Annotated in this window: 11 protein-coding genes; 4 read left to right on the forward strand and 7 right to left on the reverse strand. The window is 73.9% G+C overall.

Annotated features, from left to right (window positions below):
• The first annotated feature begins 102 nt into the window (after positions 1-102).
• Both pepN and BLU82_RS21480 read left to right on the forward strand, forming a co-directional pair.
• On the forward strand, positions 103-2,655 hold the full coding sequence (pepN, locus tag BLU82_RS21475; protein WP_092623104.1) for an aminopeptidase N: 2,553 nt from the start codon (positions 103-105) through the stop codon (positions 2,653-2,655).
• Between the two features lie 66 nt (positions 2,656-2,721).
• On the forward strand, positions 2,722-3,528 hold the full coding sequence (locus BLU82_RS21480; protein ID WP_197682379.1) for an IclR family transcriptional regulator: 807 nt from the start codon (positions 2,722-2,724) through the stop codon (positions 3,526-3,528).
• A gap of 95 nt (positions 3,529-3,623) precedes the next feature.
• On the opposite strand, the gene BLU82_RS21485 is transcribed toward BLU82_RS21480, so the two are convergent.
• Together BLU82_RS21485 and BLU82_RS21490 are read right to left on the reverse strand one after the other, a co-directional pair.
• Positions 3,624-4,472, reverse strand: coding sequence for an LLM class flavin-dependent oxidoreductase (locus BLU82_RS21485; RefSeq protein ID WP_092626111.1), 849 nt, complete (start codon positions 4,470-4,472; stop codon positions 3,624-3,626).
• The gene (locus BLU82_RS21490) at positions 4,466-5,899 is read right to left on the reverse strand and encodes an amidase (RefSeq protein WP_197682381.1); all 1,434 of its coding nucleotides are present in this window, start codon (positions 5,897-5,899) and stop codon (positions 4,466-4,468) included. Before BLU82_RS21490 ends, BLU82_RS21485 begins: the two co-directional genes overlap by 7 nt.
• Before the next feature lie 118 nt (positions 5,900-6,017).
• Here BLU82_RS21490 and BLU82_RS21495 point away from each other — a divergent pair, with 118 nt between their 5' ends.
• Both BLU82_RS21495 and BLU82_RS21500 read left to right on the forward strand, forming a co-directional pair.
• Positions 6,018-7,118 (forward strand): M48 family metalloprotease, encoded by a 1,101-nt coding sequence (locus tag BLU82_RS21495; RefSeq protein WP_197682382.1) that lies wholly within the window; start codon positions 6,018-6,020, stop codon positions 7,116-7,118.
• A 7-nt stretch (positions 7,119-7,125) separates the two neighbouring features.
• Positions 7,126-8,727: a type IV secretory system conjugative DNA transfer family protein gene (locus tag BLU82_RS21500; protein WP_092623108.1), complete on the forward strand. Its 1,602-nt coding sequence runs from the start codon at positions 7,126-7,128 to the stop codon at positions 8,725-8,727.
• A gap of 14 nt (positions 8,728-8,741) precedes the next feature.
• Here BLU82_RS21500 and BLU82_RS21505 read toward each other — a convergent pair whose 3' ends face one another.
• From BLU82_RS21505 to BLU82_RS21525, 5 genes are read right to left on the reverse strand one after another with little or no spacing between them, the layout of a single operon-like run.
• Positions 8,742-9,920 (reverse strand): mandelate racemase/muconate lactonizing enzyme family protein, encoded by a 1,179-nt coding sequence (locus BLU82_RS21505; protein WP_092623109.1) that lies wholly within the window; start codon positions 9,918-9,920, stop codon positions 8,742-8,744.
• Entirely contained in the window at positions 9,917-10,870 is a 954-nt protein-coding gene (locus tag BLU82_RS21510) for a glycoside hydrolase family 88 protein (RefSeq protein WP_157741171.1), read from the reverse strand. The genes BLU82_RS21505 and BLU82_RS21510 overlap by 4 nt, the downstream gene beginning before the upstream one ends.
• Positions 10,871-10,875: 5 nt before the next feature.
• Positions 10,876-12,174 (reverse strand): extracellular solute-binding protein, encoded by a 1,299-nt coding sequence (locus tag BLU82_RS21515; RefSeq protein WP_092623111.1) that lies wholly within the window; start codon positions 12,172-12,174, stop codon positions 10,876-10,878.
• A gap of 22 nt (positions 12,175-12,196) precedes the next feature.
• A complete protein-coding gene (locus BLU82_RS21520) occupies positions 12,197-18,205 on the reverse strand; it encodes a glycoside hydrolase family 2 TIM barrel-domain containing protein (protein WP_092623112.1) in 6,009 nt (2,002 codons plus the stop codon).
• Positions 18,205-20,376, reverse strand: a complete 2,172-nt coding sequence (locus BLU82_RS21525; protein WP_092623113.1) for an NEW3 domain-containing protein — start codon at positions 20,374-20,376, stop codon at positions 18,205-18,207. Before BLU82_RS21525 ends, BLU82_RS21520 begins: the two co-directional genes overlap by 1 nt.
• Positions 20,377-20,382: the final 6 nt, after the last annotated feature.

The following is a 20,382-nucleotide window of genomic DNA, read 5'->3' on the forward strand; positions in this document are numbered from 1 at the left end:
GACGCGTCAAAGAGGTCTCGATCTGGCCAACCGCGCGACGGCACGGTCGATTCCCGCGCCCACGGCCAGCGCGGCGGCGGATGTTCTGCCAGGATCGAGGCCATGTCTGGCACGAACCTGACCCGCGACGAGGCACGCGACCGCGCATCCGTCGTCGACCCCGCGTCGGTGCGCTACACCGTCGAACTGGATCTCACCCGCGGCGAGACCACCTTCGGGTCGACGACGACGGCGACCTTCGCCGCCACCGAGGGCGCCGAGACCTGGCTCGACCTCATCGCGCCCACGGTGCACGAGGTCGTCCTCAACGGCACCGCGCTCGACCCTGCCGACGTGTACGACGGCGCCAGGGTCCGGCTCACCGGCCTGACCAGCGAGAACGAGGTCAAGGTCGTCGCCGACGCCGCCTACATGCACACCGGCGAAGGGCTGCACCGGTTCGTCGACCCGGTCGACGACGAGGTGTACCTGTACTCGCAGTTCGAGGTGGCCGATGCCCGCCGCGTCTACGCCTGCTTCGAGCAGCCCGATCTCAAGGCCGAGGTGACGTTCCTGGTCGACGCGCCGTCGGGCTGGCAGGTCGTCTCGAACTCGCCGGGCAAGGCCGGAAAGGCCAGCCACGGCAAGAAGCGGTGGACGTTCGAGCCGACGCCGCGGCTGTCGACCTACGTGACGGCGATCGTCGCAGGTCCGTACCACGTCGAGCGGTCCGAGCACGTCGGCAAGGAGAAGACCATCCCGCTGGCGCTGTACTGCCGCAAGTCGCTGGCCGAGCACCTCGACGCCGACGAGCTGTTCGACGTCACCAGCCGCGGCTTCGCGTTCTTCGAGGACGTGTTCGGGCTGGCCTACCCGTTCGCGAAGTACGACCAGCTGTTCGTCCCCGAGTTCAACGCGGGCGCCATGGAGAACGCCGGCGCCGTCACCCACCACGAGGACTACGTCTTCCGCAGCCGCGTCACCGACGCCGCCTACGAGCGCCGGGCCGAGACGATCCTGCACGAGATGGCGCACATGTGGTTCGGCGACCTCGTCACCATGCGCTGGTGGGACGACCTGTGGCTGAACGAGTCGTTCGCGACGTGGGCGTCGGTGCTGTCGCTGTCCGAGGCGACCCGGTGGACCGACGGCTGGACGACGTTCGCCGTCACCGAGAAGCTGTGGGCGCTGCGCCAGGACCAGCTGCCGTCAACCCACCCGATCTCCGCCGACATCCGCCACCTCGAGGACGTCGAGGTCAACTTCGACGGCATCACCTACGCCAAGGGCGCCAGCGTGCTGAAGCAGCTGGTCGCCTGGGTAGGCCGCGACGCGTTCCTCGAGGGCGTGCGGGCGTACTTCGCCGAGCACGCGTGGGGCAACACCTCGCTCGGCGACCTGTTCGCGCACCTCGAGCGCACCAGCGGCCGCGACCTGTCGGAGTGGAACGAGCAGTGGCTGCGCACGGCCGGCGTCAACACGCTGCGCCCCGTGGTCACCGTCGACAACGCCGGCGCGTACACGTCGGTGGCGATCGAGCAGACGGCCGCGACCGAGCACCCGGCCATCCGGTCGCACCGGGCCGCGATCGGGCTCTACGACTACGACGACGACGGCGTACTGGTGCGGCGGCGGCGCATCGAGCTGGACGTCGACGGCCCGCGCACCGAGGTCGCCGAGCTGCGCGGCGAGACCCAGCCCGACCTCCTGCTGGTCAACGACGACGACCTCACGTTCGCGAAGGTGCGCCTCGACGACCGCTCGCTGGCGACGGTGGTGCGCTCCATCGGGTCGCTCGACCCGCTGCCGCGGGCGCTGTGCTGGACGGCGGCGACGGACATGCTGCGCGACGCCGAGATGTCGGCCAGCTCGTTCGTCGAGCTGGTGCTCGGCGGCATCGAGCGCGAGACGTCGATGGGCGTGGTGCAGCACGTGCTCGCCTCCGCCCGGGCGGCCATCGAGCTGTACGCGTGGCCGGCCAACCGGACGCTGCTGTCGTCGCGGTGGGCGGCGGCCCTGCGGCAGTCGGCCGGGTCGGCCGAGGCCGGCAGCGACCGCCAGCTGGCCTTCACCCGCGCCTGGGTGTCGGCCGCGGCCAGCGACGAACACGTCACCGAGATCAGGGCGCTGCTCGACGGCGACGAAGAGTTGCTGCCGGGCCTGGTCGTCGACACCGACCTGCGGTGGACGCTGCTGCAGCGGCTGGTCGTGCTGGGTGTGGCCGGCGACGACGCCATCGACGCCGAGCTCGAGCGCGACAACACCGCCACCGGTCAGCGGCAGGCCGCGTACGCCCGTGCGGCGGTCCCGTCCTACGCCGCCAAGGCGGCCGCCTGGCAGGCCGTCGTCGAGTCCGACGAGCTGCCGAACGCGCTGCTGTCGGCGACTGTGCGCGGCTTCGCCCAGCCCGAGCAGCGCGAGCTGGTGCGCGCGTACGTCCAGCCGTACCTCGACGCCGTCCCGCGGGTGTGGGCGGAGCGGACCAACGAGAGCGCGCAGGCCATCGTCGTCGGGCTGTTCCCGCGGTTGCTGGCCGACGCCGCCACGGCCGCGACGGTGCGCGGCTGGCTCGAGACGGCCGAGCTGCCCGACGCCGCCCGGCGGCTCGTCGTCGAGGGCCTGGCCGACCTCGACCGCGCGCTGCGGGCCCAGGAGCGCGACAGCCAGGCAGGCTGACGGGTTCTGTGCGGGGTTTCATCTACGATGTAGATGACGGTTCCGAGATGGTGGGGGATCATTAACGTGCCACGAGTACCTGCCCGCGAGTCCGCCGGCGGCACCCAGAGCGTCGAGCGCGCGCTCTCGCTGCTGTCCGCGTTCACCGAGGAGCACCCCGAGCGGCGCATCTCCGAGCTGGTGGCCGCCACCGGGCTGGGCCAGTCGACGGTGTCGCGGCTGGTCGGCGCGCTGGTCAACCTGGGGTACCTGACGCACCACGGGCGCAGCGGGCTGTACGGCGTCGGGCCGCGGGTCATCACGCTGGCCGGCATCGGGCTGAACCAGTCGCCGGTGCACCAGCAGTCGCGCCAGCTCGCACAGAACCTCGCCGCCACGCTGGGCCTCGGCGTCAACGTCGCCGAGCGCCACGGCGCCAGCCTGTTCTACCTCTGCCACTTCGAGGGTGCCAACGCGCCGCGGCCGTCCACCCTGATCGGCCGCGGCGGCCCGCTGCACGCCACCGCCATGGGGAAGGCGCTGACCAGCGAGCTCCCGCCCGACGAGCTGCGCGAGCTGATCGGCTCCGAGTACGCCCGCTACACCCCGCACACCATCTCGTCCTACGACGAGCTGGCCGCGGCGCTGCAGGAGGTCCGCTCCCGCGGCTACGCCACCGAGTTGGAAGAGCTGGCGTTCGGACGGGCGTGCGTGGCGGCGCCGATCCGCGACCGGTCCGGGCAGGTCATCGCGGCGCTGTCGGTGTCGGGCCCGCTGTCGGCGATGAACCTGCCGGCCCGGCAGGACGAGCTGGCGATGATCGCCATCGAGCACGCCGACCAGATCTCGTCCAACCTCGGCTACCACGCCACGGTGACCGCACTCCCCGGCTGACGGCGGCCGGTTCGCGCCCCGGGATCCGGCGTTCGTCGGCCACTCCTGTGATCATCAAGGATCGACCACGTCGGAGTGGGGTCGATCCTTGATGATCATGGGAGGGAGGCGCGGACCGCGGGCATGACCTCCTCGGCGAACGTGCGCAGCTGGCCGGGCGGGCCGCCGAACACCAGGACGTCGGCGCGGTGCTCGGTGGCCAGCACGTTCAGCTCGTCGATCCACTGCGACACCGGGCCGGCGAGGTAGCCCTCAGTGACACCGTCGGTGATGGCGCCGCCCACGTTGAAGACGCGGCGGACGGCGGAGGGGTCGCGGCCGGCGGCCACGGCGGCGGCGTCGACCCGTTCGTTCAGCTCGGGCAGCCGGCGCAGCACGTCGGCGTTGATCGAGGGGACCCAGCCGTCGGCCAGGCGGCCGGTCAGGGCCAGCGCCCGCGGGCCGTACGCCCCGACCCAGATGCCGATGTCGTGCGCCGGCAGCGGCCCGGAGTGCACGCCGCGCAGGTGGTAGTGGTCGCCCTCGAACCGCAACCCGCGCTCGCCGCTCCACAGCAGCCGGATCACCTCGATGGCCTCGCCGAGCGCCGCCAGCGCCTCCCCCGGCGTCCGCCGCACGCCCCCGTAGCCCTCGATGGCGTCCCAGAACGCCCCGGCGCCCAGCCCCAGCTCGAACCGTCCGCCGGACAGCACGTCCAGCGACGCCGCCGTCTTGGCCAGCACGCCGGGCGGGCGCAGCGGCAGGCAGGCGACGTCGGGGAAGACGCGCAGGGTGGACGTCGCGGTGAGGACGGCGCTGGACAACGCGATGGTGTCGGCGAAGCGGCGTTGGTACGGGTGGTCCTGGATGCCGGCGTACTCGAACCCGAGGGTCTCGGCCAGTTGCGCGGTGGCGACCAGCGGCTGGGACGCGTCGGGCACCAGGAAATGGCCGAAGCTCACCATGTGGGCGGCCTCCGATCGCGCCACGGACGGGCCGCCTCCAGCTGCGCGGCCAGCGACAACAGCGTCTCCTCCGCTCCGTGGCGGCCGCCGAGCATGACGCCGACCGGCAGCGTGACGCCGTCGGCCTCGGTCGTCTCGAGCGGGAGGCTGACGGCCGGCCAGCCGGTGAGGTTCCAGACGCTGGTCCACGGCGTGAACGCCATCTGCGCGGCGAAGTCGGCGGCGGGGTCGGCGTCGTCGCGCTGCGAGCCGACCGGCGCCGGGAGCCGCGCCAGGGTGGGGCTCAGGATGACGTCGTAGGCCGCCCAGGTGGCCGCGGTCTCGCGCGTCGTCGTCTGGATCAGCCCGAGCGCCGACGCGTAGTCGATGCCGCTGACCGACCGGCCCTGCTCGCGCAGCCAGCGGGTCAGCGGCAGCAGCAGGTGCTCGTGCTCGGGCGGCACCGGCGCGCTCAGCGCCAGCACCGACCAGATGGCCGCGAAGGAGTCCCAGCGCTCGGCCGTGAACGGCACCGGCGCCGGCTCGACCTGGTGGCCGAGGTCCTCCAGCAGCCGCGCGGTGCGGACGACGGCGGCAAGGCAGGCGTCGTCGACGGGTGCGTCGTCGACGATGACCGGCGTGGTCAGCAGGCCGATGCGCACCTGCCCGGGCTCGCGCTCGCAGGCGTCGAGGAAGGTGGTGTGCGGCGGCGCGAGCGCGAAGAGGTCGCCCGGCCACTGGTGCGACAGCACGTCGAGCAGCGCCGCGGTGTCGCGGACGTCGCGGGTGAGCACGCCGTTCGACGCCAGGCCGGCGCCCTCGGGGCGGTACGGGCCGGGGCTGACGCGGCCGCGGGTGGGCTTGAGGCCGACCAGTCCGCAGGCGCTGGCCGGGATGCGGATGGAGCCGCCGCCGTCGCTGCCGTGGGCGATGGGCGCGATGCCGGCCGCGACCGCCGCCGCCGACCCGCCGCTGGACCCGCCGGCCGACCGCGTGGTGTCCCAGGGCGTGCGGGCCGGCGGCGCGATGTCGGGCTCGGTGTACGGCGGCAGGCCGAACTCGGGGGTGTTCGTCTTGCCGAGCATCAGCGTGCCGGCCTGGCGCAGCAGCGTGACGACGCCGTCGTCGGCGGGCGCCACGAAGTCGCCGAGGGCGGCGCTGCCGGAACGGAACGGCACGCCGGCCACCATCGCGAGGTCCTTGACGGGGCACGGCACGCCCAGGAACGGCGGCAGCTCGTCGCCGGAGCGGGACTCCCGGAGCAGGATCTCGGCCTCGGCGGCCTGCTCGCGGGCGAGGTCGGGGGTCAGGGTGACGAAGGCGCCGAGGGACGGGTCGAGCCGTTCGGCCCGTTCGAGCGCGTGATCGGCCACCTCGGACGGCGACACCTCGCGCTTGCGAACCGCTGTGGCCAGCTCCAACCCGGTCAGCTCATGGATCTCGCTCACGTCTTCGACCCTACGGTGCCCGGCCGTCCAGCGCTCACGATCTTGCCTGACGTTGTCACAGCCAGCGGTTATGGTGACTTTCACAACCAGCAACGGAACCAGTTCATCGGAGGCGGCGATGAGCGACGACGGCCGGACGTCCGGCGTGCGGCCCAGCGGGCCACCGGGCGGCTTCGACGACCCCGATCCCCCGGCGGCCACCGGACTGCGGCAGCGCTGGTCCGGGCCGTCCGCCGCCACCACGCCGCGGCCGCTGCGGCACCGTCGCCGGGCCGACCTCTCCACGCTGGCCTCGCTGGTGCTGGCGCTGCCGTGGTTCGTGTTCAGCCTCACCGTCGTCGGCATGGCCGGGCTGGGCATCGGCGCGCTGGTGGGCAACACCACCGTGGTGCCGATTCTCTGCATGGTGCTGTGGCTGGCCAGCGGCGTGCTGATCTTCTACCGGCCGGTCGAGGTCGCGGTCGCCCGGTTCTTCCTGCGCGCCCGCCGGCCCACGCCCAGCGAGCGCGAGCGGCTGGAGCACGCCTGGATCGAGGTCACCCAGTCCGCCGGGCGCGACGGTGGCAGGTACCAGCTGTTCATCGAGGACAGCGACGCGCTCAACGCCTACGCGGCGTCCGGGCACATCGTCACCGTCACCCGCAAGACGCTCGAGGCCATGCCGCACCACCACCTGGCCGCGGTGCTGGCGCACGAGCTGGGCCACCACCTCGGCGGGCACCCGTGGAGCAACCTGCTGGCCTACTGGTACTCCGTGCCGGCGCGGCTGCTCACCCGGGCGCTGCGGCTCGTGCTGCGACTGGTGGTCGCGCTGTTCTCCATGCTGTTCGCGGTGGTCGCCCGCATGCCGGGGCTGGCGTCGTTCGTCGCCAAGGTCATCACGTGGTCGCTGCTGCTGTTCGTGCTGTTCTTCGTGACGGTGCTCATGCTCACGGCGGTGCGCTCCGGGCAGGTGTGGGCGCCGCCGACGGTCGCGCTGATCGTGCTGACGCCGCTGATCCTGCCCTGGCTGGCGCGGCGCAGCGAGTACCGCGCCGACCGCATCGCCGCCAACCTCGGCTACGGGCACGCGCTGGTCGAGGTGTTCGAGGACTGGCTGCGTCAGGGCATGGACGACGACCGCCGCACCTTCGTGCTGCGGGCCCGGCTGTTCAGCACCCACCCGGCGCTGGCCGCGCGCATCAAGCGGCTCGACGCCTACCTGCGGAAGAACGCTTAGGGGAGCCATGCCGATCCGACGACGCCGCCGCGGCGACACCCCGTGGGACGTGCTGCGCGACGCCCATCCCGACGCCGCCGTGGCCATGGACCGGCTGGTCCAGGACGGCCGGCTGTCCGACGTCGACACCGCCCGCATCGCCGGCGCGCTCGACGCCCGGTCCGGCGACGCCACCGCGCTGGCGCAGCTGGCCGACGAGATCGTCCGGTACGGCCCGGCCGCGCTGGCGCACCCGTCGGCGCTGCACGACCTCCCGGTGCCGCGGCTGGCCAAGCACAACCTCGCGCTCGGGCAGGTCCGGCTCGGCCGCACCGTCCAGGACCCCCACGCCGACACCGTCATCGCCCAGGACTTCGGCGTCGACCACGACGTGTTGCGCACGTCGCTGCTGGTCATCGGGCCGCCCGGGTCGGGCAAGACGCGCGGGTTCGCGCTGCCCATCGTCGAGCACCTGTCGCTGTCGGCGCTGGCCGGGCAGTCCAGCGTGGTCGTCGTCGACCCCAAGGGCGACGACTTCGCGCACCAGGGCTGGTTCGACGTCACCATCGACCCCCTCAACCCCACCACCGGGTTCGACCTCTACGGCGGCACCCAGCACCCCGACACCGCGGCCGACCGGCTGGCCAGCGCCATGCTACCGCCGTACGTCACCGACGACATGGCCTACTTCATGGACGGCTCGCGCAACGCGCTGTACGCGTGCCTGGCGCCGTTCCACCTGGCGTTCGGGCGGTGGCCGAAGATCCGCGAGATGCTGGCGCTGCTGCGCTCCGAGCAGGGCATGACCGACCAGGTGAAGGCGAACCTGCGCGGGTCCGAGGGCAAGGAGGCCAAGGCGCTGCTCGACAGCCGCCGCGACCAGCAGGCCCGCAACGCCGACCCCGCCGCGTCGCTGGTCGAACGGTTCCAGCTGCTGGCCCGGCCGCGGCTGATGGAGTTGTTCGACCGCGAGAAGACCTTCCGCATGCACGACATCAACAAGCCGACGCGGGTGCGGGTGTCGCTGCCCGAGGCCGAGTTCCCCGACGCCACCCGCATCCTGGCCCGGCTGGTGGTGTCGCAGTTCGTGCAGGTCACGTCCGCTCCCGACACCAACCGCGGCATCTTCAAGGCGCTCGCCATCGACGAAGCCGGCCGCTTCGTCGACGACTACGTCGCCCGCGGTGTGCAGAAGCTGCGCTCCAACAACGCCGGGCTCATCCTGCTGGCACAGACCATCAGCGACTTCCCGGTGCAGGTGCGGGCCACGGTGTTCGGGTCGGTCGGCTGCAAGGCGGTGTTCGGCGGCATCGACCCCGTCGACGCCAAGGTGTTCTCCGACTGGTTCGGCGACCACTGGGTGTCCGAGGTCAGCTACAGCCAGGGCGAGGCGACCGGCCTGGCCCGCACCAGCGGCAGCTCCCGCGACAGCCGCGGCGGCTGGAACCGTTCCGACGGCGAGACCCGCAACTGGGGCGTCACCAAGGGCACCAACCTGCGCCGGGTCGAGCGGCCCCGGTGGACGGTCTCCGACATCGTCACCCGCATCCCGGCCGGCCACTGCGTCGTCGCGCTGTCCCGCTCCGACGGCACCCGCACCGGGCCCACGCTGATCAACCTGCGCGCCTGAGCACGGGGCGGCCCTCACGCCGCGAGACGGCGCACGGCGTCCTCGTCGACGGTGATACCCAGGCCCGGTCCCGGCGGGACCTCGATCGCCGAGGCCGACGGCGTGAGCGCGTCGGGCGCCACCACGGCCAGCGGGTTGGCGCCGATCCAGTACTCCATGATCGCGAAGTTGGGCATGGCCGCCGCGCACTGCACGCTGGCCGCCACGTGGATGGGCGAGCCGATGCTCACGTGCGGCGTCGCCTGGGCGCCGAACGCGTCGGCCAGGGCGGCGATGCGCATGGTCTCGGTGACGCCGCCGGCCCGGCACACGTCCGGCTGCAGCACGTGCAGGCCGCCGGCGCGCAGGAACGCCAGTGCCCGGTGCCGAGTCGCCAGGCTGTCCAGCGCGAGCGGCACGTCCAGCGCCGCAGCCAGGCGCCCGTAGCCGGCGATGTCCTCCGGCGGCAGCGGCATCTCGAAGAAGCCGGCACCCAGCTCCTGCAGCGCCCGGCCCACCCGCAGCGCCTGCGGCAGCTCGTACTGCCCCGCCGCGTCGGCGAACACGGCGGCGGACGGCCCGAACACCGAGCGCACGGTCCGCACCGAGGCGACGTCATCATCCGGGGTCCCGCCGATCGCCACCTTCACCGCCCGGTAGCCCTGGTCGCGCAGCCGCTCGGCCTCGGCCCGGACGGCGTCCTGGCCGGCGGCGTCGGACGACCCGGCCGGCACCCCCGACGCGTACACCGGGACGGTGTCGCGGAACCGGCCGCCGAGCAGCGCCCAGAGCGGCTGGCCGAGCGTCCGCGCCCAGGCGTCCCACAGCGCGATGTCGACGCCGGCCAGCGCCTCGAGCCAGAACCCGGAGTCGTGGCCGCGCACCCGCATGCCGGCGTACATCCGCTCCCAGGTGGCGGCGAGCTCGTCCAGCCGGCTGCCGAGGACGAGCGGCGTGAGCAGGTCGTCGACGATCGCCGCCGTGGCCCGGCCGCCGACCGGCGCCTTCGCCTCGCCCCAGCCGGTCGCGCCGTCGGACGTCGTGACCTTCACCAGGACGGTGTCGATGGTCTCGCTGTAGACATAGCGTCGCCGCGCCGGCGGCGGGTACTCCACCAGCGGGCGGCCGTGGCCGGCGCTCCACGCGCGGGCGCCCCAGTAGACCTCGTCGGGCGCCGCCCGCAGCACGAACGTCTCGACGGTCTGGACCTTCATCGGCTCGGCTCCTCCTCGATGCGGTCCAGCAGGGCGTGCAGGACCGGCGCCTGGCCCCAGGGGTACACCCCGGTGGCCCGGCTGACGTAGTTCTGGCGGTCCCCGACCGGCGTCGCCTCGGACACGACCAGCGTGCCGTCGTCGAGCATCGCGAGGCTGGCGTCGAAGGCGCGGTCGGCCACCGCCGCGTACCCGGCGTCGACCAGCCCGTGCCGTACGGCCCGGCGTAGCCCCCAGGCGAGGTAGGCCGCGACGCTGTGCTCGACGGGCGACGCGGGGTCGTCGACGACGGTGTGCCAGCGGCCGTCGTCCTCGTGCTCGGCCAGCGCCTCGACCAGGCGGGCCAGGCGAGCGACCAGGGCGTCGTCCGGCGCGGCGCGCACCGTGTCGACCAGCCCGAACAGCGCCCACGCCTGGCCGCGGCCCCAGGCCACGCCGTTGCCCCGCCGGGCGGCGACGTCGTACCCGTGGTGGAACAGGCCGTCGTCGCGCTGCAGCACGGCCGCGTAGGCGGCCGCGTACTCCACCGCCTCCGGCAACCGGCCCAGCGCCGCCAGCCCCGGCCCGTCGGTGTGCATGCAGTCCACCCAGATGGTCGACGACCACGGCTCGAGGTCCGGCCGGTGCACCCGCGGCCCGTCCGGCCAGGCCTCGGGCGCGTCGAGAACGGCCGCCGCCCACCGTTCGCAGGCGGCGTCGACGGCCGTCAGCGGGCGCGCCTCGCGCAGTGCCAGCAGCGCCGGGACGGGGATCAGGTGGTCGGTGGGCGCCGGCGGGCCGTCCAGGGCCGGGCCGACGAGGGCCGCCACCCGGTCGGCGTACACGGGGTCGTCGAGCGCCGCCGACGCGCGGACCAGCCCGGACAGCGTCCCGTCGATCCCGAACCCCCAGATCGTGACCGGGCAGGCCGCCGTACGGTCCGCGACGGCGCGCACCAGGGGCGTCGGCACACCCATCAGATGAGCGCCTGGACGGCCTGGCCGGCCGCCCGCATGGCGTCGGCCGGTGAGCTGTCGCCGACCAGCACGCCCTGCACCTGCTCGGCGACCACGGTCTCCATCTGCGCGTACTGCGGGAAGCGCCAGAACGGGCTGGCCGTGGCGTGCGGGGTGATGCGCTCGTTGAACGCGGCGGTCAGCGCGTGGGCGGTCACCTCCGGGGCGTCGATCGCCGCGACCAGCGCCGGCGGAGCCAGGATGTCCTCGAAGTACTGCACGACCGTCTCCTCGTCCGACGTCACCCAGCGGGCGTAGTCAGTGGCGGTGCCGGCCCCGTCGCCGTCCACGACGACGATCACGTGTCCCCACAGCAGCGCCCGAGGCGTGTCACCGGCGGCCAGGACCGGCCGGGCGATCCCGTCGAGCTTGGCCGCCAGCTCCGGGTCCGGCGAGTCGGCGATCGTGGCCGCGGTGCCCTTGACGGCGTCGTCGTAGATCCCGACCTTGCCCTGGCCGAACAGCGCCCGGGCGTCGAACCGGTCGACGTCGGGCGCGATGATCCCGGCGTCGTAGAGCCGCTTGTACCAGGCGACCGCCTCGACGCTGGGCTCGTCGCCGATGCTCACGGTGTCGCCGTCGATGAGCGGGCTGCCGAAGGTCTCCATCCAGGTCAGGATGTCCTTCATCTGGGCCGGCTTGGTCATGGCGGCGTAGGGGACGATGCCGTCGCCGAGTGCCTTCAGCTCGGTCAGCACGGCCTCGAAGTCCTCGATCGTCTCCGGCGCCGAGGTGGCGCCGATCCGGCCGAGCAACTCGGTGTTCGTGACCATGCCGATGGCGCCGATGGTCCAGGGGACGCCCCACTGGGTGCCGTCGATCTGCCCGGCCCGGACGGCGGCGTCGGTGTAGCCGCTGCCGGACACGACGGCGCCGAGGTCGCGCAGCGCGCCGAGCGGGGCGACCACGCCGAGCCAGGCGACGTCGAGTTGCGCGGCGCCGCTGAACTGCCCGCCGCGGATCTGGAGCACCAGCTGGTTGAGGTACTCGTTGAACGGGTAGGTCACTCCCTTGATCGCGATGTCGTGCTCGGCCGCGTAGGCGTCCAGCTGGGCCTGCACGACGGGCGCGGCCGCCTCCTCCGACAGCGACCACGAGGCGAAACTGAAGTCGGTGGGGTCGGCGGCGTCCTCGGACGCGCCGCCCGTGGCCGGGCTGTCCGCGCCCGGGGCGGACGGCGCGCAGCCGCCCAGCGCCACCGCTCCGGCGCCCAGGCCGGCCAGCCGGAGCAACCCGCGACGGGTGTAGGTGCTGGTCATCGGTACCTCCGTGAAGGGAACATCAGGATCCGGCCGCGGGGACGAACTGGACGGCGGACGCTCGGGTGTAGCCGGCCGACACCGCGGACAGGACGACCGACGAGCCGGTCCCGGCCGCGAACTCCCACGTCCCGAGCGGCAGCCACGCACCGCCCTGCGCCTTCTGGTCGACGGTGACCTCCGCGGTCCCGCCGGCGTGCGTGACCGTGAACAGGGCGTCGGTGGTCGTGTTGGCGTCGGCCGGGAACCAGGCCCGCACCTCGTAGCGCCCCGCCTCGGGCAGGCCGGGGGTCCACGTCGCGGTGTCGCCGCGGGTGTTGCTGTAGAGCGACCCGGCGCCGTCGGGACCGGGCAGCGAGCTGGCCGACCAGGCACCCGCCGCGGCGAACGGGACCGTGCCGTCGGGTCGTGGCTCGGTGTCGCCGACGGTGACCGTGACGGTGCAGTTCTCCGGCTCGTCGACCACCACCGGCTCGGACGGCTGGCCGATGTGCCCGTCGGCCAGCGACGTCACGGTGTAGCCGCCGCCGCTGCGCCCGGCCGGGCCGAGCTCCACCGACGTGCCGGTGGTGACGGCCAGCGTCGTGGTGGTCCCGCAGGCCGCGCGGGTCACCAGGTAGCCGGCCGCGCCGTCGACGGCGTCCCAGCTCAGCACGGCACCGGAGACGGCGAGCCCGTCCGGCGCGGCCGGCGCCTCCCCCGCGGCGGACGCGGTGCGGAACGGCGCCGTCCACGGCCGCGACAGCCCGGTCGCGGTCTCGGCCCGGACGGTGACGACGTACGCGCTGTCCGGCTCCAGGCCGGCGATGGGCAGCAGCTCGACACCGGCCCGCTCGACGGTGAAGTCGCGCCGTCCACCGGTTCCCGGCCCGGCGACGCGGACGTGGTAGCGCTCGACGCCGTCGGACGGCGTCACCCCCACGGCCGCCGAGGTGGCGCCGGCCACCACGCCGTGCGCCGTCAGTTCCGGCGCCGACCGTGCGGACAGCGTCGTGCCGGTCAGCGGCTCGCTCCAGGCTCCGGCGGCGCCATCGGCCTCCAGACGGCGCAGCCGCAGCTCGTACGCGCGACCGGCGGCGAGGCCGTCCACGCGGGTCGAGCCGCGCACGGAGGTCTCGTACCGGTGCACCTCCTCGCCGGTGCGCGCGTCGGTGACGGCGACCTCGTAGCTGCCGCCGGCGCGACCGTCGGAGAAACCGAGCACCAGGCCGGACCGCACCGGGACCACCGTGGCCAGCCGCGGCGGCAGCGCGCCGGCGTCCGCGCCGGGGGTGGCGGTCACCGGTTCGGCCTCCGTCGCGCCCGCGGCGTTGACCGCGGCCACGACAACCTCGGCCGGCTCGCCGTCCGGCAGCCCGGTGAGGTCGGCGAACGCCTCGACGGTGTCGGCCGTCGCCACGACCTCGCCGTCCACGCGCGCCGTCACGCGGTAGGACTCGGCGCCGGGCACCTCGGCATAGCGGACGCGGACGGCACCCGCCGCCTCGACGACCGAGGCCAGCGACGGCGCGGCCGGAGGACGCACGGCCGCCGTCGCCACCGCCACCTCGTGCCCGGTGGGCGCGAGCAGGCTGACCCGCTGCGTCACGGCGGAGCCGTCGTCGGCCCAGCCCACGGGCAGCCGCAGCACGTCGGCGCCGGGCGCGATGTCCGGCAGGTCGACGATGCGGCTCGCGACGACCTCGCCCGCGGCGTCGGTGGCCTGCCAGGCCAGCCGGTAGCCGCGCAGCACGTGGGCGGGCGCGTCGCCGGCGCCCCGCGGCGTCAGCTCGGCCATGCTCACCCGGCCGTCAGAGGCGCCGCTGTCACCACCGGTCAGCCGCAGCCCGGCGACCGGCGCGTTCGCCTCCCGCACCTGCGCGTAGGCCTGCTTGCGCCGGCCCCACACGTCGACGACGCCCCAGCCGCGCACCTGGTTGGGCGAGGTGCCCGGGTAGCCGCTGCGGTAGTCGTTGAACGTCCACTGCGACCACCCGATCAGCCACGGCCGGTCCGCGAACGCCGCGGCCTGCGCGCCGGCGCCGGTACGGAAGTCGAGGTGCTCGCGGGTCACCGGGAAGGTGAAGCTGTCCGGGCTGTACTCCGAGACGAAGACCGGCTTGTCCGGCCACAGACTGTGGGCGTGGTCGGCGTTCCGCGCGAAGTCGCCGTACATGTTGATGCTGACGAAGTCCATGTAGAACGAGCCGTCGTCCTCGGGCCGCTGCGCGTGGGTGTAGGAGTTGCTCACCTGGGTCACGTAGCGGGTCGGGTCCAGCGCGCGGGTGAAGTCGGCCATGACGCGGTCGTACTCGCGGCCCACCGGGGTGTGCGCGGCGATCTCGTTGGCCACCGAGTAGGCGAACACGCTCGGGTGGTTGAAGTCGCGGTGCACCATCTCCGTCAGCTCGGCCTGGATCGCCGGGTACCCGGCCGGTGAGATGTCCCGGTTGCCGCCCCACACCGGTACCTCGCTGATGAGCAGCAGGCCGATCTCGTCGGCGTAGTCGAGCAGCTCCGGCGCCTGCGGGACGTGCATGATGCGGGTGAGGTTCGCACCGGCGCCCTTCATGCGGTCGAGGTCGCGCCGCACCAGCGCGGTCGGCTCCACGTTGCCCGACACCCGGTCGTCGGAGACCCGGTTGTAGCCGGACAGCCGCACCGGTTCGCCGTTGAGCAGCAACGACGTCCCGTCGAGCTCGATCTTGCGGATGCCGAACCGCTCGCTGACGGCGTGCCCGGCGTCGAGCGCGGTCTCGATGCGGTAGAGCGCCGGGTGGTCCACCGACCACAGGTCGTACGTCCCGGCCGCCAGCCGCGCGGTCAGGTCCGCGGTCGCCGTCCCGCCGGCCGGGACGGTGACTGTCGCCGTCAGCGTGCCGCCGGCCACCGGCAGCGGCTCGGCGCGGTCGGGGTCGGTGAGGGTGCCCGTCACCGTCACGGCGCGGTCGGTGTCGCCGGCGTTGGACAGGAACACCGTCGACATCACCGCCGCCGTGCCCAGCCCGAGGTCGGGCACCGCCACGACCTCCTGCCGGTCGATGCGCACGTCGGCGGTGGTCACCAGCGAGACCGACCGCGAGATGCCGCCCCACGGCCACCAGGCGCCCTGGCCGAAGCCGTTGTCGGCCTCGACCAGCACGACGTTCTCGCCGGGCTCGAGCAGGTCGGTGACGTCGTACTCGAACGGCGTGTACCCGGCGTGGTGCTCGCCGAGCAGTTCACCGTTCAGCCACACGCGGGAGTCCCAGTAGACCGCGCCGAAGTGCAGCCGCACCCGTTCCCCGTCGGCGACGGGAGGCGTCTCGAAGCCGCGCTGGTACCAGCCCTTGCCGCGGTGGTTCGCGTACCGGTCGTGCACATCCCAGTTGCCGGGGACGGTCATGGTGTCCCAGTCGGCGGCCGGGTCGGTGCGGAAGCTCCATTCCCCGTCGAGGCTGACGACCTCCTCGCCGGCGACGGCGACCCGCGCCGGCAGGTCGGTGGCCGCGATGCCGTCGACGGCGTCGGCCGCGGCCGCCGGCACGACCGCGACCGACGCCTGCTCCGCGAACGCGCCGTAGCCGTACGAGACCGTGACGACGTCGCCGGGCCCGGCGCCGAGGGCCGACGGGTCCAGCGTCGCGCTCGACGTCGTCGCGGCGGCGCCGTCCTGCCGCACCGTCAGCGTGGCCGGCTCCCCGTCACCGACCCGCACGCGCACCTCGCCGGTGTCGATCGCCTCCGGGTCGAGGTTGAGCGGGGCGGTGAGGCGGACGGTGGCCGTGCGGCCGGCGGGGATCTCGGCCAGCGCCGTGCCGGAGCCGTCGACGACGGCGATCTCGGTGGCGTCGGCGGCGCGCCAGGCCAGCGCCTCGTTCCAGGCGGTGTTGAAGGTGACCCAGCCCTCGGAGTGGCCGAGGTTCCCGGCCTCGGGATGGAACGGGTAGTGGGCGTTCTTGGGGCTGCCGTCGAGCACGCCGCGCGCGCCCTGCAACCGGCCCGCGCCACCCTGGTACTCCGAGTACCAGCCCAGGTCGACGCCCTCGAAGCCCCACTCGTCCGTGGCGCCGCGGAACGAGGCGTGCCGCCCGGTCGGGTTGCGGCCGAAGATGTTGTCGACGTGCGCGGTGGCGATCTCGCGCAGCCGGCCGGCCAGCGGGTCGTCGCCGAGCACCTGCGCCGCGGCCAGCGCCGCGGCCGGGAAGCCTGCGACGTTGCCGGTCTCGTTCGGGTCTTCGGCGCCGCCGCCGGTGAACGACGGGATGGTCCAACGCTCGTCGGAGTAGCGGCGGAAGTCCCACAGGTTGTCCGACCGCTCCACCGCCGTGCGCGCCCAGTTCGCGACGAACGCCGCGGCGCCTGCCGGCGCCTGCTCCGGGTGACCAGCGAGGAACCGGGCCAGCCCGGTGATCAGGTGGTACTCCCCCTGACGCTGGCCCTTGGTCACCGCGGGGTCCGCGGGGTCGACGTTCTCGATGATCCACGCCGCCTGGTCGCGTGCCGCGGTCAGGTAGGCGCCGGCGTCGTCACGGCCCTCGCGCACGGCCACCTCGTACATGTGCAGGTTGGGCAGGACGGAGTGGCCGACGGGGAACTCGCCCTTGCCGGTGCCGATCTGGGTGTAGGTCTGGAACAGGTCGGCGGTGTGCGGGGTGTAGTCGTGCCAGGCGTAGCGCTGCTTCGACTCCTGGCCCCAGATCGGGAAGAGGTAGTCGCGCACGCGCTCGTAGACCGACCGCGGGATGTACTCCTCCAGGTACGGGTAGGCGGCCAGGAACGCGGCCAGTTGCTCCTTCAGCAGCGTGTGGTCGACCTCCGCGTCCAGGTACACCTCGACCGCCCAGTGGATCAGCCGGACGATCTCCGGCGTGGTGGCGGGCAGCTCGACCGGCAGCCCCTCGTACACCGCGTCGGGGTCGGTGATCCGCTGGAACGCCGACGGGTTGGCGAGGTACAGGTCGATGAGCGTGGGCAGCTCGTACGACATCTGGTGCGAGTCGCGCCACGCCACGCCCAGGGCGCAGTTCCGGCTGTCGGTGCCGCCGTGTACGAAGGCCGCGAAGTCGCCGTAGTAGCAGCGCACGTCGGTCATGAACCCGATGGCGTTGCGGTAGGACACCCGCTCGATCCAGTCCGCGCCGATGCCGAACGGCACCGACGTCGCCGTGCCGTTCTCGCCGGTGACGGTGACGGTGTACGGCCCGCTCCCGGAGGGCCGGAAGTCGGTGAAGTCGCCGACGCCGCCGGTGACGGCGCCCTCGAACCGCACGGCGCCGGCAGCGTCCTCGACGGTGAACGTGGCGCCGTCCTCGGCCAGCGGCGCGGTGAACCGCTTGGCCTGGTCGACGTTGTAGCCGCTCTGGTTCACCAGCACGGGCTGGTCGTCGTCGGGCGCGCCGGGCGGGGTCCAGTCGCAGCCGGTGGCCTGGTCCGGGTGGTCGGCCGGCACCTCGTCGAGCGTGCGCACCTCGATCGCGTCGAACGACGCCTTGGCGTGGTAGACGCCCAGGCCGACAGTGCCGCCCGCCTCGGGCGACGCGACGGCCGCGACCCGTTCGCCGTCGACCTCGACGACGGAGACGCCGGCGGCCCGCCGGATGGTGAGGTCGTGCCACTCGTTCAAGCTGGTCGGCACCGGTCCGGAGCAGACGGTGCCGCCACCGAGCGGGCGGGCCACCTGCATCGTCCCGGCGCCGGTGAGCTGGGCGGCCAGGTTGCGCTGGTTGGCCGCCAGCGGCGCCCGCCAGTCGGTGAGCAGGTTGACCGTCGGGCTGGCCGCGGCCGCCTCGAACCGGACCCGCACGGTCACCTCGTACTGGTCCGGCAGCGTCACGCCGGCCGACGGCGCCAGGTACCGCCCGGACGACTGCTGCCGGGTGTCGATGCCGACGACGCCGTCGGCGACGGTCCACTCCGAGGTCGCGCCGGTGACGGCCTGCCAGCCGTCCAGGCCCCCGGAGAAGTCGTCGGCGAAGATCGTCTCGGCCGCGGCCACGGCGGGCGCCGGTGCGGCGAGCGCGAGCGGTGCGATCAGGAGCGCCGGCACGGCCAGCGCGAGCGGTGCACGCATCAGGACCCCTCCCGGTAGACCTCGAGCTCGAAGACCCGCGCGACGTCGATGGTGCTGGCGGACGGATCGGTGACGGACAGCCGGACCTGGTCGCCGGTCACTCCGGCGGCGTCGGCCGCCACGTGGTGCGCGACGTTGCCGGTGTAGGCGGCGACGCGCTGCCAGCCGGCGGGCGTGCGGACCTCGACGGCGAAGTCCTTCAGCGTCGTCGTCGGGTCGTGGCCGGTCTTCACGTAGCCGGAGAAGACGTGGATCTCGGCGATGCGGACGGGCTCGCCGAGGTCGACGACCAGCCACGGCGCCGGGTCGCCCTCGGCCGAGAGCCAGCGGCTGGCGTCAGTGCGGGCGCCGTCGACGGCCAGCTCGCCGCCGGTGTTCGCGCGCAGCGCCGACGACACCGTCACCGGCCGGCCGAGCGCGACGTTGACCCCGGGCGGCACCGCGACCGAGGCCGTGTCCGAGAGCTCACGCTGCACGCCGTAGTGGCGGTAGCGGGCGCTGACCGCCAGCTCGGCGGCGTTGTCGCCGGCGTGCTCCGGGGCGGTCACCTGCCAGGTCACCGTCGCGGTGCCGCCGGGCGGCAGCATGCCGTCCGCGGTGCCTTCGCGCGTCGCCGTCCAGCCGTCCGGGAGGTCGAGGCCGATCGTGAGCCGGTGCAGCGGGGCGTCGGACTCGCTGTGCACGGTGACGGTCAGCGGCGTCGCCACGCCGCGGGGGTAGGCGGGGGCCGCGTCCAGGGTGAGCGTCGCGCCGGGCCGGTCGCCCGGCCGCACCGGGAACGCCTGGTCGGTGAACCCGACCTGCGCGTTGTGGCCGAGCCAGTGGGTCAGGTAGGTGCGCGCGGCCAGCAGCGCCACCCACTGCTCGCGGCCGGAGTAGGTGTCCTCCGACGCCGCGCCATACGTGCGGCCGTCGTCGAAGCGGGCCTGCATGTCCAGCACGCGCTGGGCGTGCGCCGCGGCCCAGTCGGCGGCCGGCACGTCGCCGCCGTCGTCGAACCCGTAGGCGTCGGCGAGCGTGTCCAGCAGCAGGAAGTGCAGCTGCCGGCCGGTCCCCCAGTCGTTGCCCTGCGGGTAGTAGATGTCGGCGGTGGCCGCGCCCGACGCGTCGCGCCGGTAGATCGTGCCGCCAGGGGCGGCGTACGGCGGCGCGGCGAACTGGTGGTCGGCCAGCGCCCGGTAGACGACGCCCGCATTGTGCAGCGCCGCGCGCGGGGTGTCGCGGCCGGCCAGCCCGTACGCCAGCGGCGCGCCGACGCTGTTGGCGATGCTGGTGAAGTAGTCGGGGTGGATGCGGCTGTGGTTGACCAGCGTGCCGTCCTCGAAGATGTTCGAGCCGTTCAGCCAGTCGCTCAGCGGCTTGCCGTTGACGACGGTGTCGTCGCGCAGGTCGCTCGGCCGGGAGTAGGCCGAGATCATCAGCTCCAGCGCCTTGTCCTGCCAGACCCCGACGTTCGGGTTCGCGGGCATCATCGCGACGGCGAGGTTGAGGAACGCGGCGTTCCACGCGTTCTCCTCGGCCTTGCTGTCGCCCGGGGTGACGACGGTGCCGTCCGGGCGCTGGTAGTAGGGCACGGTGTAGTCGAGGAAGACGTCGGCCTCCGCCCGCACCATGCGGGCCACCAGCTCGCGGTCCTCCGCCGTCAGGTCGTCCCACAGCAGCCAGCCGCCGAACGCGGCGTTGAACGCCCAGAGCGCGCTCTGCCACGCCGTGCCCCAGCCGCCGGACGAGTTCGCCTCGTGCCGGTAGGCGATCGACGTGATCAGCCGGATCGCCACCTCACGGGCCTGCTCCTCCGGCACGCCGGTGGCCGCGGCGTCGTAGGCGCCGGTGGCCAGGGCGGTGGCGAGGCCGAGCGCGGCGCTGCCCGGCGGGCGGATCTGCCCCTCGCCGACGCCGCCGAGGTCCAGGTGGTCGCCGGTCTGGTCGCCGTACGTGGCGGGGTACCAGGTGCGCAGGGAGTACTCGCTGGAGTTCAGCAGGATCGCGCGGGTGCGCTCCGCCTGCGCGTCGGACGGGAGGCCGGCCTCGAACCGGTCCCAGTCGATCGGGACGACGGCGTCGGCGGCCGGCGTGCCCGCGGCCGTGGCGGGCGTGGGAGCGGGGGCGGCCGTGACCAGCAGCGCGGCGGCCGCGGCGAGTCCGGCGAGGCGGCGGAATGCAGCGGACAACGGTGT

The organism is Jiangella sp. DSM 45060 (genome assembly GCF_900105175.1).
GTDB lineage: Bacteria > Actinomycetota > Actinomycetes > Jiangellales > Jiangellaceae > Jiangella.